Source organism: Chitinophaga sp. (genome assembly GCF_036566945.1).
Taxonomy (GTDB): Bacteria; Bacteroidota; Bacteroidia; order Chitinophagales; family Chitinophagaceae; genus Chitinophaga.
Genome location: NZ_DATCVJ010000083.1, coordinates 1 through 16,517, shown reverse-complemented (window position 1 = coordinate 16,517; position 16,517 = coordinate 1). Strand labels below are relative to the sequence as shown.

Sequence of the window (16,517 nt, the reverse complement as noted above, 5' to 3'; positions counted from 1 at the left end):
GCTGTTTACAGGTATCTGCCAAAGGCTATTCGCAGCTCAACAAAGTAACTGTCCATGTGGAGCAGGTAAGCCTTATGAAGCTGCTTAAAATAGTGGAGAAAAAAGCCAATTGTCGTTTTGTCTATAATGACGACGCCATTTCTCCGTATGCAAAAGTTTCAGTGGCAGTCACGGAAGCGCCGGTAGAAGACTTGCTTAAACAGGCGTTGGCGAATACCGATCTTCATTTTCGCTTATTGAAAAATGACCTCATTGTAATTGCACCCAATGATTTGAACATAGCAGATATCACCGTAAAAGGAAAGGTAGTAGACAAAAACGGCGCACCGCTGATTGGTGTAAGCGTGAGACTGGATAAGGGGCAGAAAGGTACCATTACCAATACGAATGGTGAATTTACGTTGGAAGTACCGGGTAGTGGCAGCCTGGTATTCACTTATATGGGTTACCTGGAACAAGTGGTTCCCATCAATGGTAACACGTCGCTCAGCGTCACTTTGCTGGAGAATTCCAAGGGGCTGAATGAAGTGGTGGTAGTAGGATATGGTACCCAGAAAAAAGCGACGCTTACAGGGTCTGTAGCCACTATCAGTGGTAAGGAAATGCGTCAGATGCCCACCGCTAACCTTTCCAATTCATTGGTAGGACGAGCACCCGGTATCATTGCGGTACAGAGAAGTGGTGAACCCGGACAGGATCAGTCCAGTATCAGTATCAGAGGTAAAAGCACTTTTGGCGACAATTCCATGCTGGTGATTGTGGATGGTATTCCCCGTAGCTACGAACAGCTGAACCCGGGAGATATTGAAACCCTGACCGTATTGAAAGACGCTTCCGCCGCGGCTATTTATGGCGCCCGTGCCGCCAACGGCGTATTGCTGGTCACTACCAAACGTGGTAGCAAAGGTGTACCCACTATCTCTTACAATGGCTTCGTAGGTATCCAGCAACCAACACGCTATCCCAAATTATTGAACAGTGCAGACTATATGCAGATGTATAATGATGGATTGCGTTCCAACGGACAACCCCCCATTTATTCAGATGCAGACATTGCAACGGTACGCGACAACCCGGATCCTTTGCGTAAACTGGCTAATACCGACTGGTGGAAGGAAACGAATGCCAAATCAGCGATGCAAACGCAACACGATCTGAGCGTAAGCGGTGGAAACGAAAAGGCCCGCTACTTTGTATCGCTCGGATACCTGGACCAGAAAGGTTTATTCAAATCAAGTGATTTTAAACGCTATAATTTCCGTTCCAATTTAGATGCTAACATCGGGCGTCGCCTGAATGTGAGCGTGGATCTGGCCGGACGCTTCGAGAACCGGCAGGCGCCGGGAGTGGCTACCAGCAGTATTTTTAATTCCATCCTGCGTGCCAAGCCTATGGACCCTGCCGTTTATCCAAACGGATTACCCAGTGGATCTACCGGTGGCGTTAATGCTACGCTGGATGCATTGTCAAGCGGCTATCGGAATGAACAATTGAATGTTTTTCAAAGTAACCTGTCACTTAAATATGACGTGCCAGGCATCAGTGGGTTGACTATAAAGGGAGTGGCTGCCTTTGATAAGAGCTACAAATTCTCCAAAAATTTCCTCACGCCGTACGACTATTATAACTACAATGCTACCAGCAAGGAGTATGATCAGATCACACAATCAGGTAGCATTAACCTCACCCAGCAGGACCAACAGAGCCTGGGTATTACCACACAGGCCATTGTGAATTATGTACAAACTTTTGGTCAGCATAATGTGGATGCTACCCTGCTTTGGGAAAACTATAAATATAATTCGGACATATTTTCGGCTTATCGCGAACAGTATACCAGCGCGCTCCTGGATCAGCTGTTTGCCGGTTCACAAAGCGGTTTGAATAATGATGGTACCGCGAGTATCGATGGACGTAGCGGCGTTGCCGGTCGCGTTAACTATGGCTGGATGCATAAATATCTGCTGACCGCCACTTTCCGTTATGATGGTTCTATTAATTTCCCGAAAGATAAACGTTGGGGCTTCTTCCCCGGAGTTTCTGCGGGTTGGGTAGTTTCCGAAGAAAATTTCTTCAAAGAGCGTTTTCGGGCGGTGGAGTACCTGAAACTGAAAGCATCATACGGGCAATTGGGTAACGACCGCGTTGGTATGTTTCAATATATTCCATCCTACTATTTAGGTAATGGAAAGAATGATAATGGGGTTGACATAACATCTACCTACATCGTTGATGGTAAGCCGGTAAACGGTGTTTTTACCACCGGTTATCCAAATGCCAATATCACCTGGGAAACAGCTACTACCAATGATTTCGGCGTAGAAGCCTCGTTGTGGAACAGGGCATTGACAGTTGACGCGGGCTATTTCCACAAACGTACGAAGGACATTCTCCTGCCACGCAACGCTGCAGTACCGGGTACTTTTGGCGAAAAATTACCTGACCAGAATATCGGTATTGTAGATAACCATGGCTTTGAGCTGGAGCTGGGGCATGAAAGTAAAATAGGACAGGTAAACTTCAATGCGAAAGGTACCTTCACCGCGGTGCGCAGCAAAATCATTTATATGGATGAAGCGGCGAATATCCTGCCTGCCTTGCGTAAAACCGGTCGTCCATTTGATCAGTATACCGGCCTGAAAGCCATCGGCATTTTCCAGAGTCAGGATGAAATTTCCAAATCACCCGTGCAGCAATTTGGCCCCGTTAAACCAGGCGATATCAAATATGCCGATATCGATGGTAATGGAAAAGTGGATGACAACGACCGTATAGCCATCGGCAAAAGCCAGATCCCAGAGTTGATTTATGGATTGAATCTGGGCTTTAGCTGGAAGGGCTTTGATGGTAGCATGTTATGGCAGGGCGCTGCAAATTTCAATACTTATCTGAGTCCGGAACTATCCGTTCCGTTCTTTAATGGCGCCAATTCACCCACCTCTCTGTTGGATTACTGGACACCGGAAAATACCAATGCCAAATATCCACGTCCTGTGCCGGGTGGAAATGCCAATAACCGCAAGGTGTCTTCTTTCTGGTTGCGCGATGCCAGCTATGTAAAATTGAAGAACATCGTATTAGGTTATTCGCTACCCGCTGACTTGCTCAAACGCGCCCGTTTGCAACAAATACGGGTGTATGTGGCAGCTGCCAATCTGTTGACTATTTCTGGTCTGAAAGATATTGATCCGGAAATTCCGACCGAAAGCAGAGGTTATTACCCGCAGCAGCGAAGTGTAAACTTCGGTATTAACCTGACCCTGTAAACCAATTGTGCCACCGAAAAAATTAATCATGAAAAAGTACTTCTTACAATATATTATCTGTTGCCTCACTATATGGGGACTTTCCGGATGCAGTAAGCTGGACCAGACGCCGGTAGATCGTCTTTCTGACGAAACCATATGGAAAGACCCTAAGCTCATTCAGCTGTATGTGGCAGATATTTATGCCAACCTGGGTATTGGCTTTGATCTTCTTTCCGATGACACGTCGCCGCTGGCCTGTATCACAGATGAAGCCCGGGGTAGCTATTCCTGGCTGGGGGCCAACAGCACTGTTATCAACGGCGCCTTTTCTTCCGTAGATGCACCGCTGAATAACTGGACCAATGCTTACAAAAGTATCCGGAAAGCGAATGTATTTTTTAAGAAAATAGTGGATGTAAAAATGGCGGATGCCGATAAGAATAACCTGATTGGCCAGGTGAAATTTCTAAGGGCGTTTTATTATTTTGAACTGGTAAAACGCTTTGGAGGAGTACCCATTATTACTGAACCTCAGGAACTGGAAAGTGATCTGATGGTAAAGCGCGCCACGGAAGCTGATACTTACACTTTTATCACGAAAGAGCTGGAAGATGCGGCAAACCTTCTTCCTGCAACTGCACCCGGAGGACTGGCTTCCAAATGGGCCGCCAAAGCCCTGCAGGGAAGAGTGTTGCTGTATGCGGGTCAATGGCCTGCCGCTGCTGCTGCCTCCCTGGAAGTAATAGAAAAAGGTGGTTATAATTTATCAGATGACTACAGCGGACTATTCACTACCAAGCAACACCCCTCCGAAGAAAGCATCTTTGAGATCCAGTATCTTGATCCTGCCAAGACATCCTCTTACGATGGGATTAATGTTCCTTATTTCGACAATCCGGGAAACTATACCAGCTGTACATTGCCTACGCAGGAAATGGTGGACGATTACGAGATGAAGGTGACCGGTTTAGCGATCAGCACACCCGGTTCCGGCTATGATCCTAATCATCCATACCAGGGTCGTGATCCTCGTTTTTATGCCAGCATTCTTTTTGAAGGTGCCAGCTGGAAAGGACGTACCATTCAAACCCGTGTGGATGGTACAGATGGTATCGTAGACCGCAATTCCAATGAAGACCGTACCAAAACAGGTTATTATGTGCGTAAGTACCTGGATGAGAAACTGCCACTGGAAAAAATATTTAACAGCACACAAAGCTGGGTAGAGTTACGGTTGGCCGAAGTAATGCTGAATTATGCAGAAGCCGTGAACGAGGCAGAAGGCCCGGCAAAAGCCAAAATCTATATCGACAAGATAAGGCAACGCGCCGGCATGCCAGCTATCAAAGATGGGTTAGGCAAAGAAGATATGCGCAACCTGATCCGCCATGAAAGGAAAATTGAGCTGGCCTTTGAAAACCATCGTTACTGGGATCTTCGCCGGTGGCGCATTGCAGAAGATGTGCTGAACGGGAAAGTATTTCATGGTATGAAGATCACCCTGACCAATGGTGTGTATAAATATGAACGGGTAGAAGCCGATTTAGGTGCTTCTTCTCCCAGGGTGTTTACAGATAAATACTATTATCTTCCCATACCTAAAGGAGAAATAGAAAAAAATCCTAACCTCGAACAAAATAAAGACTGGAACTAGCTGGCGTAGCTATCCAATCAACTTTGTTTCTGAATAAAAAAGCGTCTCAAAATATCCAATCAGATATTTTGAGGCGCTTTTCTATTCAGAAATATTTTAAATCGCCTCGAGTTCCAGCACAGAACTGGTTTCTATTTTCTTCATATACCATTTCAATCCCTGTGACATCAGCGTTTCTCCACTGAATACCCTGCCACTTTCCGGAAACTGGGGTTTGGCATCTTTCGATAAGTTTATTTCTGTCACCCTGTAATTTTTATTCGGATCCAGCCCATTGAATTTCCATTCGGGCCAGGTATCCTGCTGCATGGTTTCCATGTTATAGGCAAATACCACGGCTTTGCGTTGAGTACTGTCTACATACATCAATGAGGAGAAATTAGTAGTATAAGGAGACACCAGACGATATAGGGAACCATAATTGATCACGGATTGCAGCCGGTGATAATTATCTACGGTGGTGCGGGCCAGCGCCAGCTCTTGTTCTGCCAACTTTTTTACGACAATATCAAAGCCAAGTTTGCCCGCCATAGCCACATCTATTTTATATTTAAGTGACTCGCGTCCGGCAGCGGTCACATGTGCGCATACCGTGAGGGCGGGATAGAAATAGGAGGTGGCCCATTGCAGGCGTATCCGATCTACCGGGTAAGTATTATCACTTGGCCAAAACTCCTGGAAGTATTTCATGGCGCCATACTCTACCCGACCTCCGCCACTGGCGCAAAGCATCATGTCGAGATCAGGATATTTTTGGCGAATGCGTTCCAGTACGCTGTACCAGGCTTGCGTATAACGGATGTACATACTGTTTTGGTCCTTCTTTAAATAAGGACTATAGGCATTATCCATAGAGCGGTTACAATCCCATTTGATGTAGGCAATTCCCGGCGCCTGTTTCATCAGGTTGTCAACTACCTCAAATACATAATCCTGTACTTTCGGATTAACCAGGTCCAGTACCAATTGTGTACGGTACAAATGCTGCGGGCGGTTAGGGGCCATCATGACCCAATCCGGATGCTGCTCAAACAATTCACTTTTAGGATTCACCATTTCAGGCTCAATCCATATACCAAACTGAAGGCCGTTGCTGGTGGCTTCCTTTACCAGGTGCCCGATACCTCCGGGTAATTTCTTTTTATTAGCCTGCCAGTCACCCAGTCCGGCGCGTGAATTATCACGTGGGTATTTATTTCCAAACCAGCCATCATCCAGCAAAAACAAATCAACTCCTAATTTCCTGGCGTCGTCAAAAAGATTGACAATCGTATCCTGGTTGAAGTCAAAATAAGTAGCCTCCCAATTGTTGAGGAGCGTTGATCGTTTTTGTCGCCCGTTCCAGATACCATAATCGATGGCCCAGCGATGAAAATTACGGCTTACCTGACCGGTGCCATTATTAGAATAAGTGAAAATGAAATGCGGCGTCTCGAATTGTTCTTTTGGTTTTAATGTGTAGGCGGAAGCGTAAGCATTGATGCCCGGTATAATTTTTAAGGTATTCCCCATATCAATATTCAGTTTCAACGTTTCAAACTGAATATTGAAATTTCCGCTATAGGCAAGCGTTCCGGCAAAAACTTCTCCGGAATTTTCCGTAACATCTTTTACCGGCGAAATGAAAAAAGAAGGATTGTAGTTGCAGGCAGTACGTACTCCCAATTTAGACTGTATACTAAATATGCCAGGCTGTAGTAACGATTGGTGCATTTCCATTTCTTTTTCGTACTCACCATAAAAATGGGTAAGATAATTCCGGGGCCATAAAATGTTGATAAAAGCAGACGCATACCGGTTGAGTACTACTTTGTCCTCCTCACCATGTGAAATGGTCGTCCAGGTATCGATAATATCTTCTGCCTGAAAAGCTTTATAGTGCAGTGTTACAAAAAATGGGTAAGCCGGATCTTGTAATTGGATATCTGTTTGTATGATATCTGCGGATAAATTTTTAGACTGATGAGAAACATAGTTTAACACCAATGACATATTTCCATCTGCATGCTGCACTTCAATGGCTGGTTCGTTCAGGTAAGTGGAGCCACCAGTAGTATAAGCCGTATTCAGTGTTGAATTTTCATTGCGGTAGTCCGGATTTACATCCCGGTATACGGATGTTTTACTTAGCCTGGGACCCAGGTATATTTGCTGCACCTGTTTGTTAGTATCTATTTCAAAAACAATAGCCGTGTGATGCGTTGTAATGGGAATCGTTTGGCTCCGGCTTATTTTAAAGGAGGCGATGGCCAGAATAAGGAGTAAATATTGTTTTGCTGCTGCTGAAATGTGCATATGATTTGTTGTGTAAAATAAATTGTTTCTGAATGACGCTTTATCCCTTAAGAGAAGGCTTTTCCTGATGTTTTTCCTGCTGACGAAAATATGCAAAGAGAATAGTACTAGCAATCATGGGTTAAGAATTGTATAGAATTGGTGAAAATGTAATGAATTAATCTTGCCTGGACACGCATTTGGACGTGTATGGAGGGATATCGATAAATGTTGCAGTGGGAACGTTCCCGAGGCGGAAATGCGGTGAAATGATGAATCGGCGAACCTTTAGATTAATTTTGAACTAAGCAAGGCGCCGAGTAGAATACAAATTCCCGTTTTTAGAAAAATCCATTTCGCATAGGTGCGAATCAGCATTATTAATTCAGGGTGTAAGAATAAAAATTATTCTATCCTCATTTTACACGCAACCAAATGAACATAAAATTTCGATTCTTCTTTTGTGCGTTGCCAATTAGCGCAGTAATTACTTATTCAGGAAAAGTCATTGCCCAAAGCGCCAGTATTTCACAAATATCCGGTAATGTCACAACGAAAGAATTACCGTCGTTAACGGCGATTCCTCCGGGTTATAAGCTGGCCTACGAAGAAAATTTTAACGATAATTCATTAAATAAATCAAGCTGGTATTACAGGCATTCAGCAACTAAATCTGCCGGCGGATTTAATCGCAGAGAGAATGTATCAGTGGTTACCAGGGATGGTATTGTTTTGAATTTGGCGGTAAACCTTCTGAATCTGTAAATAACTGGATCGTGTATGATGGTATTTACGACAACGAGAAAACCGATGGTATCCCCCCACATACCGGCTACAGGGAGCTATGATGTGTATATCTATAAACCTGTTGCAAAAGACGCCGACAATCATGCTAAAATAGAAATTAAATATGCCGATGGCATATCAACAAAATACCTTGATTATTCTACCGGCAAACCGGGTTGGGTATTGCTGGGTACTTATAAACTTATTAAGGGAGATACAAACTATATCCGGAATTATTCAAATACACCAGGCCGGAATACAATTGCAGATGCTATCGCCATAACACCACCAGATGCTCATCTTGTTTTGCCATAGCTATTTCTTATTGTTCACCACTACGATGCGTTTATATCGTAGTATCTAACACCCACGATTATGAAAATTTTTTCTTTATCCACTTTAGCAATCCTGGCATTGCTTACCCTTTCATGTAAAAGAGAATTTTTAACTTCAGAGAATGCACTACCGTTGAATGGTAATGCTAAAGTTATCACACAGTCAGTTTTGAGTACGAATATCCCTGCAGGTTATACACTTGCCTATGCAGAGGAGTTTAATAGTAATGCATTGAATCCCGCTGCATGGTATTACAGGGAAACGGGGAATTATGCCGGAGGTTATAACAGGCGGGAGAATGTTTCGGTAGTGACGCAGGATGGCATTGGCTATCTCAATATTGCGTATCGCAATGATGTGGACTGGAATAACGACGGTATTAATGATATCAGTGGAGGCGGAGCGATCACTTCAAAAGCATTCGGATACGGCTATTATGAGGCCCGCATTAAATTCTATCATGGCGCTACAGGGCTTCACGAGTCTTTTTGGACGCATGGTATGGGTATCAGTACGTGGGAAACCGTTGGAACGGAATATAAAGAAGCCGCTAAACAGGATTTGCAGCACAAATGGTGCAGCATATGCACAATGGCAGCCCACTATGCCAATTCTAGCATATAATGACGTGTATATCTACAAGATAGTTCATCCCACTTCCGATCCTAATGCCAAAATTGTTATTAAATATAACGGTGGCACCACTACTAAATATATAAATTATACAACGGGCAGTTCCGGATGGGTATTTTTAGGAAATTATCGTTTTGCTGCTGGTACCACCGGGTATGTTCGTAATTATAATAATACAACGGGAACCAGTGCCCGTGCAGATGCCGTTGCTTTTACATTGCCCGGTAACCCGCCGCCCGCTTTATAATGCTGGCTCCCGGGCTATAAGGTTTGTATGAATGCAGCTATCTGGTGGTGTTAAAATATGGAATGATCAAAAAAATAGAAAGCGCTTTCGGGAATCATCCTGGAGGCGCTTCTTTGAAAAATAAATTTATAATATACATGTCTATACTAAAACTGAGAATAATTCTTCTTGTGGTATTGAGTTGTTTCGCCTGCGAAGTATCAGCGAAAATAGTGCTGCCTGCAATTCTTGCTAACAATATGGTGTTACAGCAAAAAAGCAATGTGCCACTATGGGGAAATGCCAACGCAAATGCTACAATAAAAGTCACCACTTCCTGGAATAAAAAAGTTTACAGGGCAAAGGCAGACGCAGACGGTAAATGGCGTCTGATGGTGCAAACGCCAGATGCGGGCGGTCCTTACACAATAACATTGAGCGACGGAATACCCATCACCTTGACGGATATTTTGATCGGAGAAGTTTGGGTATGCTCCGGCCAATCGAATATGGAAATGCCGATGAGGGGATTTAAAAGTATTCCTACTTTAAATTCCAGTGACGTGTTAGTCAAAGCAGATAATCAAAAGCTACGCCTGTTCCAGGTACAGCATGCCGTATCGGATACCCCCTTAACGGATTGCACAGGCCCCTGGAAAGTTTCCTCGCCTGAAAGCGCCTTTACTTTCAGTGCTGTGGCATTTCAGTATGGTATGTTGCTGCAGGAAATATTAAAAGTGCCGGTGGGTATTATTGAGGCCGACTGGGGAGGCACCCGCATTGAATCCTGGATGCCCAACAGCGCTCTTGCCCATTTTCCTGCCGTGAAGCTGCCAGCACCAAATTCCCAAATAGGTCCTTATCAGCCAACGGCGCTTTTTAATGGTATGATCGCTCCTATAACAGGCTTTGGAATTCAGGGTTTTCTTTGGTACCAGGGCGAAGCGAATATCCGCCAACCGGCTAATTATGATCAGTTGATGAAATCGATGGTGGCCAGCTGGCGGGAAAGCTGGAAAAGAGATACCATTCCATTTTACTATGTTCAGATCGCTCCCTATAGAAATCCTAAAGGTGGGGATTCTGTTCCATATTTGCGGGAAAAGCAACAACAGGCCCAATTTGAAATCCCCAATACAGGAATGATTGTAACGACAGATGTGGGTGAGGAGTTAAACATTCACCCATCTGATAAAACTACGATCAGCAAAAGATTGCTTTATTGGGCTTTGGGACATACTTATCAGAAAAAAGGTATCGCCTATCAAAGTCCCTTATACCAGGAAATGACAGTTGCAGGCGATCAGGTGACCCTAACGTTTAAGGATACACCGCAGGGCTTTACCGCTTACGACCGTGAAATAACAGGATTCGAAATTGCCGGAGCGGATAAATTTTTCCATCCGGCAACTGCCAGAATCTGGAATAATACCGTACAGGTAAGAAGCGACCAGGTAGCCAAACCGGTTGCAGTGAGGTATGCCTTTAAAGATTGGGGAGTTGGTAATGTATATAATACTTTCGGATTGCCTGTTGCTCCCTTCCGAACTGATGACTGGTAAGGACGGCAACGGAATGCTGTCTGCCTCGCTACGGAAAGCAGACAGCATACTTGAATTGGACCGGAACACTGCAACCGTTCCCGGTCCTAATTATTACTGTTTACTATAAATTGCTTTTCGGTTGATTACATTTGTGTAGTAGTTGTTAGTACAAAGCACTATAGTTTTTAATTCCAGAATGCAACACTTTTGTCTGATGGCCAACGTCGCCTGTTAGTACGCTTTATCAACTAACTAATGAAACGAACAATTGTCGACTTTATGAAATTATCTCCCTTATTGCTGTGTCTATGTCTGTCATTGAATTTAACGGCACAACGTTCGGTGGTGGATTTAAATGGTAGATGGACTTTTGCTATGGATCCGATTAAGATAGGAGAAGTAAATCAATGGTTCGATACTTCGTTTCACGCCGACGGGTTCGATAAAGTAAGCGTACCTCACTGCTTCAGCACTGATCCGCGCTACGCTTTTTATACAGGAACAGTGTGGTATTTTAAAAAATTCAAAACAACAGTTCCTTCGGGACATCGCGTCTGGTTAAAGTTTGACGCTATATTTTATAAAGCAAAAGTTTGGGTCAACGGTAAGCGTGTGGTATATCATGAAGGAGGATATACGCCGTTTGAAACAGATATCACCTCATTGCTGCAGAAAGATAATATTCTTACTGTTCAGGTAAACAACGAATGGGATACGACCACTATTCCCGGTGCTAAAACAAGCGTGGCCTATGAACCTGTTAATGCATCGCAGGTATATCCCTGGATCAACTATGGAGGTATTACCCGGCCGGTGCAATTGCTGATTAAGCCCGCTGTTGATATCAGCAATGCAAAAATCATTGCTGATCCTGATCTGGTAAAAGGATCTGCTACCATACAAATTAATACATGGGTAAGAAATAGTGCGGCTGAAAAAATCACGACACAGGTAGGTGCTACTGTTTACCAGGAAAAAGATACCCGGCAGCATCTCCGCTTCAAACCAAAGCAGGTGACTATCCCGGCAGGTGAAACAGTATTGGTGATGTTGTTGGCCACTTTGCCCGCTAAGCAGGTGAAATTATGGAGCCAGGACACGCCGGAATTATATAGCACGGATATTTCCTGCGGCACGGATACTTTCACCACCCGATTTGGCATACGTAAGGTGGAAGTACGGGGTACCAGCCTGTTATTAAATGGTATCGCTGTTAAGATGGCGGGATGTAACCGTCCGCTGGACTATCCCGGATTTGGTTCTATGGATCCGAAGGCGGTACTGGAGCGAGATATGTTGCTGATCAAGCGTGGCAGCATGGAACTCTCGCGTATCAGTCATTACGCGGTTTCGACAGATTTGCTCAATAAAGCAGATGAATTAGGTTTACTTATTATTACGGAAGCAGGTAACTGGCAAATGACGCCGAAGCAAATGAACGATAGCATGATGCGACAAAACTACAGATCGCAGATGCAGGAAATGATCACACGCGATTGGAATCATCCCTCGGTGATAGCGTATAGCCTCGGCAATGAGTTTCAATCACAAACGGAAGAGGGCAAAGCATGGGTGCGGGATATGCGGACGTTCGTTCGTAACATCGATTCCACCCGCCTGATTACCTTTGCCAGCAACAGGGTCCAAAGTAGCCTGGTAAAAAAACCGGAAGAAGAAGCATCCCAATATGTTGATTTCATCAGTACAAATATTTACGGCAATTATGCGAAAGCCTTACAACATATTCACGAATTATATCCGGATAAACCCGTTTATATCAGCGAATTTGGCTGGAGAGCAGATCAGGTAACTTCAGAAGAGGAGCGTATCATTCTTTTCAAAAAAGCAATGGCCGATTTCAGGCAATGCAGTTACGTAATAGGAGCTTCTGTATGGACCTTCAACGATTATTTAAGCCGGTTCCCCGGTAGTGCAGCCGATGGCAGCCGGCCATGGGGACTGGTTACATTGGATAGAAAGGAACGGCCGCTCTATAAAGTCTGGCAGGAAGAAATGTCACCCGCGGTAATTGCCATGACCGGGAAAGAAGGAAATACAGCCACCATAAGACTCACCGTACGCAGAGATTTCCCTGGCTATGCGTTAAATGCATACAGCCTGTTGTGCAATGGAGAAAGTTTTCATGTAAAATATTTAAAGCCCGGAGAGTTTCAGGAGTGGACCATCCGGTTAAAAGAAGGGAAAGCCAATATGGCCTTGATTAAGCCGGGAGGATATACAATTTTGGAGAAAATATTGGAATAACGTGTCAGCCAAATAAGGACACGGCCTTGACAACCGATGTCCTAACATTATTTATCACTAATTTATTTCATGCTATGTACAAAGGGATATTTACCCTTGCGGCCTTGCTATGCCTGCAGGTGAGCCATGCGCAGCCGTCTTTGTCGCCATCCGGGCCGTCACTTAAGCGAACTACGTATTACGTAGACAATACAGCAGGTAATGACGCCAATGATGGTAATAATATGGATAGGCCATGGTCTGGTATTAGCCGGGTGAATGCGGAAATATCCATTTTGGCAAGGTGGATGGATATAAACTGAAAAAAGGTTCGCCAGCACTCAGGAAGGAGAAAGTTATATCCAATAACGGTTTCCCGGGATTATTGGGGCAATCCTGTTTCAACCACAGGACTACCCAATATTGGTGCATACAACGGATACGGTGAACGATAAATTTTTCAACAATGACGTTCAAGCGCCTATATATCCTATGCTACATTCCGTTTTTGACGGTGGCTGCTTTCGGGCAGTCGCCGATCAACAACGGCAAAAGATCAACGGGAACGTTCCCGTTAACAAAATTTCCGTAAACGTTGAATCAGTAAGGATTTGCATTAGTTTCGAAGAACAAATACCACGATTGAAGAGTAAACACGTTTTGAAAAATATTTAATTCTTCCACGCTTTTATGAAACATTGTCAGTATCCGGAGGAATGGGCTACCGGACTGTCAACCAAAAAAATTGATATGCAAAAAAAAATCCTGCAGGCATTGACAATGATTGTCTGCTTATTCCTATCATCTATCGCGCAAGCGCAAAAAATTACGACCACTGCAAAGATCAAACTGGAAACGGGTGACCCGGCTGAATCTGTATCCATACTCGTGAAGGGCACAAAACAGGGAACCACCACCAATGGCAGCGGTGTGTTTTCCATTACTGCAAATCCAACAGATGTGCTGGTGATCACTTTTGTCGGATATAAGCATTTGGAATACCCCGCTTCCAGGCTACCAGCCACTATTTATCTCCAGCCAGCCGTGGCTGACCTCAATGATTTTGTTGTAATTGGTTATGAAAGCAAAAGGAAAAGAGACCTCACTACTTCCGTAACAAAAGTGGATACAAAAAATAATACAGAAGGTGGGTATGCTAACTTTCAACAGTTGATTGGTGGCCGGGCCGCCGGCGTGCATAATCAGCCTGAAAGTGAATTCAGTTATGTTAATGACAACATGAATTTATTACCTATTCCATATTCAGATATCGCCAATAATCCTAATCTCACTCAAAACACTGGATACTAGGTACACATAGGGGAAGATGAATTTTATTTCAATGAATCTAAATATCATAAAAAATGCAGGTTAGCAGGGAACAGGACTACAGACACCTGAATGTGGTGAAAATGAAGGTGGATGTAGTGGTAACAGGTGGTGGACTTTCAGGTGTTTGTGCCGCTCTGGCGGCTGCAAGGGAAGGACAGCAGGTAGTATTGGTACAAGACAGGCCCGTGCTGGGAGGAAATGCTTCCAGTGAGGTACGGCTATGGGTACTCGGGGCTACTTCTCACATGGGAAATAATAACCGCTGGTCACGGGAAGGCGGTATTGTGGAGGAAATCCTGGTGGAAAATATGTACCGTAACCCCGAAGGAAATCCGCTTATTCTGGATACTATCCTGCTTGAAAAAGTAGCAGAGGAAAGTAATATTACTTTGTTGCTGAATACCGCCGTATTTGATTTGCAAAAACTGGATGCAGACACCATTTATAGTCTGGATGCTTTTTGTAGTCAGAATCAGCAACGGTACTTACTCGAGGGTAAAATGTTTATCGATGCTTCCGGTGATGGTATCGTTGGTTTTTTGGCTGGCGCTGCATTTCGCATTGGCGCCGAATCAAAAGAAGAGTTTGGAGAACATTTCGCACCAACAGAAGAATACGGAGAACTCCTGGGACACAGTCTTTACTTTTATTCCAAAGACACTGGCAAACCAGTTAAATATGTGCCGCCATCATTTGCATTGAAGAACATTACGGATATTCCGCGTTATCGCTCTTTTAATGCAAAGGATTTCGGTTGTAAGCTCTGGTGGATAGAATTTGGTGGTCGATTGGATACGGTGGCAGAGACAGAAAACATTAAATGGGAATTATGGAAAGTGGTATACGGGGTATGGGACTACGTCAAAAATTCCGGGAATTTTCCGGAAGCGTCCACTCTTACCCTTGAATGGGTGGGGCATATACCAGGCAAGCGGGAAAGCCGCCGCTTTGAAGGAGAATATATGATCCGGCAACAGGATATTGTGGAACAACAGGAACATGAAGATGCTGTTTCTTTTGGAGGATGGAGCATAGACCTTCATCCGGCCGATGGTGTATTCAGTGAAAAGCCCGGCTGTAATCAATGGCATAGCAAAGGCATTTACCAGATCCCTTATCGCTCACTATACAGCCGCAATATTAAAAATCTTTTTGTGGCAGGCCTCATTATCAGTGCTACGCATGTGGCATTTGGCTCCACCCGCGTAATGGCCACGGCTGCGGCAGCAGCACAGGCGGTGGGCACAGCTGCGGCCTTGTGCAACCGCTTAAAATTACAGCCACGGCAGCTGTTGGAACAAGGACATATGGCCACCTTACAGCAATTACTGTTGGAACGGGGTTGTTATATTCCTAAAATAGCGCGACTGGATACGCGTGATCTTGTACAGCTGGCGAGTGTGCAGGCCAGCAGCAAATGGGGGCCTGCAGGGCTGGAGAAACACGATGTACGCCGTCCGATTGATCAGTCTGTAGCACAGATGGTGCCGCTGAAAGCGGGGAAGGTGCCGAAATTTACATTTTATGCAACATCCGATGTAGTATCAGAACTGACGGTTTCACTACGCATCAGCAGCGATCCTGGTAATTATACACCTGAGGTCACCCTCGATCAGCATGTAGTATTTATTGAACCCGGATACAATAGTCTGCCACTTACTTTTGATGCCGTGCTGGAAAAAGATACTTATGTATTTATCACGTTCGAAAAAAATCCGCATGTTTCCCTGTATTATTCCAGGCATCGGCTCACCGGAATGCTATCGGTTTTTAACCTGATTAATGTAGCAGTATCCAACTATGGCCGGCAGGATCCACCACCCGGAATTGGTATGGAGGCATTTGAATTCTGGTGTCCTGAACGCCGGCCACTGGGACAAAACCTGGCATTTGAAATGGCGGAACCATTAACGGTGTTTGGTCCTGAAAATATTAAAAATGGCAATGACCGGCCTACCAACCAGCCAAATGCCTGGGTAGCGGATCTGGCGGACCCACAACCTGCTCTCACGTTGCGGTGGGAGAAGCCACAAACCATCTCCCGCATAGAACTGTATTTCGATACCGATTTTGATCATCCAATGGAAACGGTGCTCATGGGGCATCCGGAGCATGTAATGCCATTTTGTGTAAGGAATTACACCATTGAAGATGCGAAAGGAAAAGAAGTTTACAGGAAGACGGATAATTATCAGTCGCGAAACGTGATAGTGTTAACGGAACCTTTATGCACGGATCAA

12 protein-coding genes are annotated in these 16,517 nt (G+C 44.6%); 11 read left to right on the top strand and 1 reads right to left on the bottom strand.

The genetic code is table 11. The annotated features are described in order from the left end of the window. Together VIP81_RS02375 and VIP81_RS02370 are read left to right on the top strand one after the other, a co-directional pair. Window positions 1-3,266: TonB-dependent receptor (locus tag VIP81_RS02375; protein ID WP_331956876.1), on the top strand; the 3,266-nt coding region annotated here is incomplete at its 5' end. 28 nt (window positions 3,267-3,294) lie between these two features. Further along, a complete protein-coding gene (locus VIP81_RS02370; RefSeq protein ID WP_331956875.1) occupies window positions 3,295-4,902 on the top strand; it encodes a RagB/SusD family nutrient uptake outer membrane protein in 1,608 nt (535 codons plus the stop codon). 96 nt (window positions 4,903-4,998) lie between these two features. Here VIP81_RS02370 and VIP81_RS02365 read toward each other — a convergent pair whose 3' ends face one another. Next, window positions 4,999-7,197 (bottom strand): alpha-galactosidase, encoded by a 2,199-nt coding sequence (locus VIP81_RS02365; protein ID WP_331956874.1) that lies wholly within the window; start codon window positions 7,195-7,197, stop codon window positions 4,999-5,001. Between the two features lie 414 nt (window positions 7,198-7,611). Here VIP81_RS02365 and VIP81_RS02360 point away from each other — a divergent pair, with 414 nt between their 5' ends. From VIP81_RS02360 to VIP81_RS02320, 9 genes are all read left to right on the top strand, one after another. Beyond that, on the top strand, window positions 7,612-7,941 hold the full coding sequence (locus VIP81_RS02360; protein WP_331956873.1) for a hypothetical protein: 330 nt from the start codon (window positions 7,612-7,614) through the stop codon (window positions 7,939-7,941). Window positions 7,942-7,956: 15 nt separating this feature from the next. Continuing rightward, window positions 7,957-8,277, top strand: coding sequence for a hypothetical protein (locus VIP81_RS02355; RefSeq protein WP_331956872.1), 321 nt, complete (start codon window positions 7,957-7,959; stop codon window positions 8,275-8,277). Between the two features lie 189 nt (window positions 8,278-8,466). Continuing rightward, entirely contained in the window at window positions 8,467-8,922 is a 456-nt protein-coding gene (locus tag VIP81_RS02350) for a hypothetical protein (RefSeq protein ID WP_331956871.1), read from the top strand. Beyond that, window positions 8,903-9,178, top strand: a complete 276-nt coding sequence (locus VIP81_RS02345; RefSeq protein WP_331956870.1) for a hypothetical protein — start codon at window positions 8,903-8,905, stop codon at window positions 9,176-9,178. Before VIP81_RS02350 ends, VIP81_RS02345 begins: the two co-directional genes overlap by 20 nt. 137 nt (window positions 9,179-9,315) lie before the next feature. Then, on the top strand, window positions 9,316-10,719 hold the full coding sequence (locus VIP81_RS02340) for a sialate O-acetylesterase (RefSeq protein ID WP_331956869.1): 1,404 nt from the start codon (window positions 9,316-9,318) through the stop codon (window positions 10,717-10,719). A 237-nt stretch (window positions 10,720-10,956) separates the two neighbouring features. Then, a complete protein-coding gene (locus VIP81_RS02335) occupies window positions 10,957-12,966 on the top strand; it encodes a glycoside hydrolase family 2 protein (protein ID WP_331956868.1) in 2,010 nt (669 codons plus the stop codon). Window positions 12,967-13,040: 74 nt separating this feature from the next. After that, window positions 13,041-13,268, top strand: coding sequence for a hypothetical protein (locus tag VIP81_RS02330; protein WP_331956867.1), 228 nt, complete (start codon window positions 13,041-13,043; stop codon window positions 13,266-13,268). A gap of 427 nt (window positions 13,269-13,695) precedes the next feature. Beyond that, a complete protein-coding gene (locus VIP81_RS02325) occupies window positions 13,696-14,256 on the top strand; it encodes a carboxypeptidase-like regulatory domain-containing protein (RefSeq protein WP_331956866.1) in 561 nt (186 codons plus the stop codon). A 53-nt stretch (window positions 14,257-14,309) separates the two neighbouring features. Continuing rightward, window positions 14,310-16,517 (top strand): FAD-dependent oxidoreductase (locus VIP81_RS02320; RefSeq protein ID WP_331956865.1); only part of this gene is annotated, 2,208 nt, incomplete at its 3' end.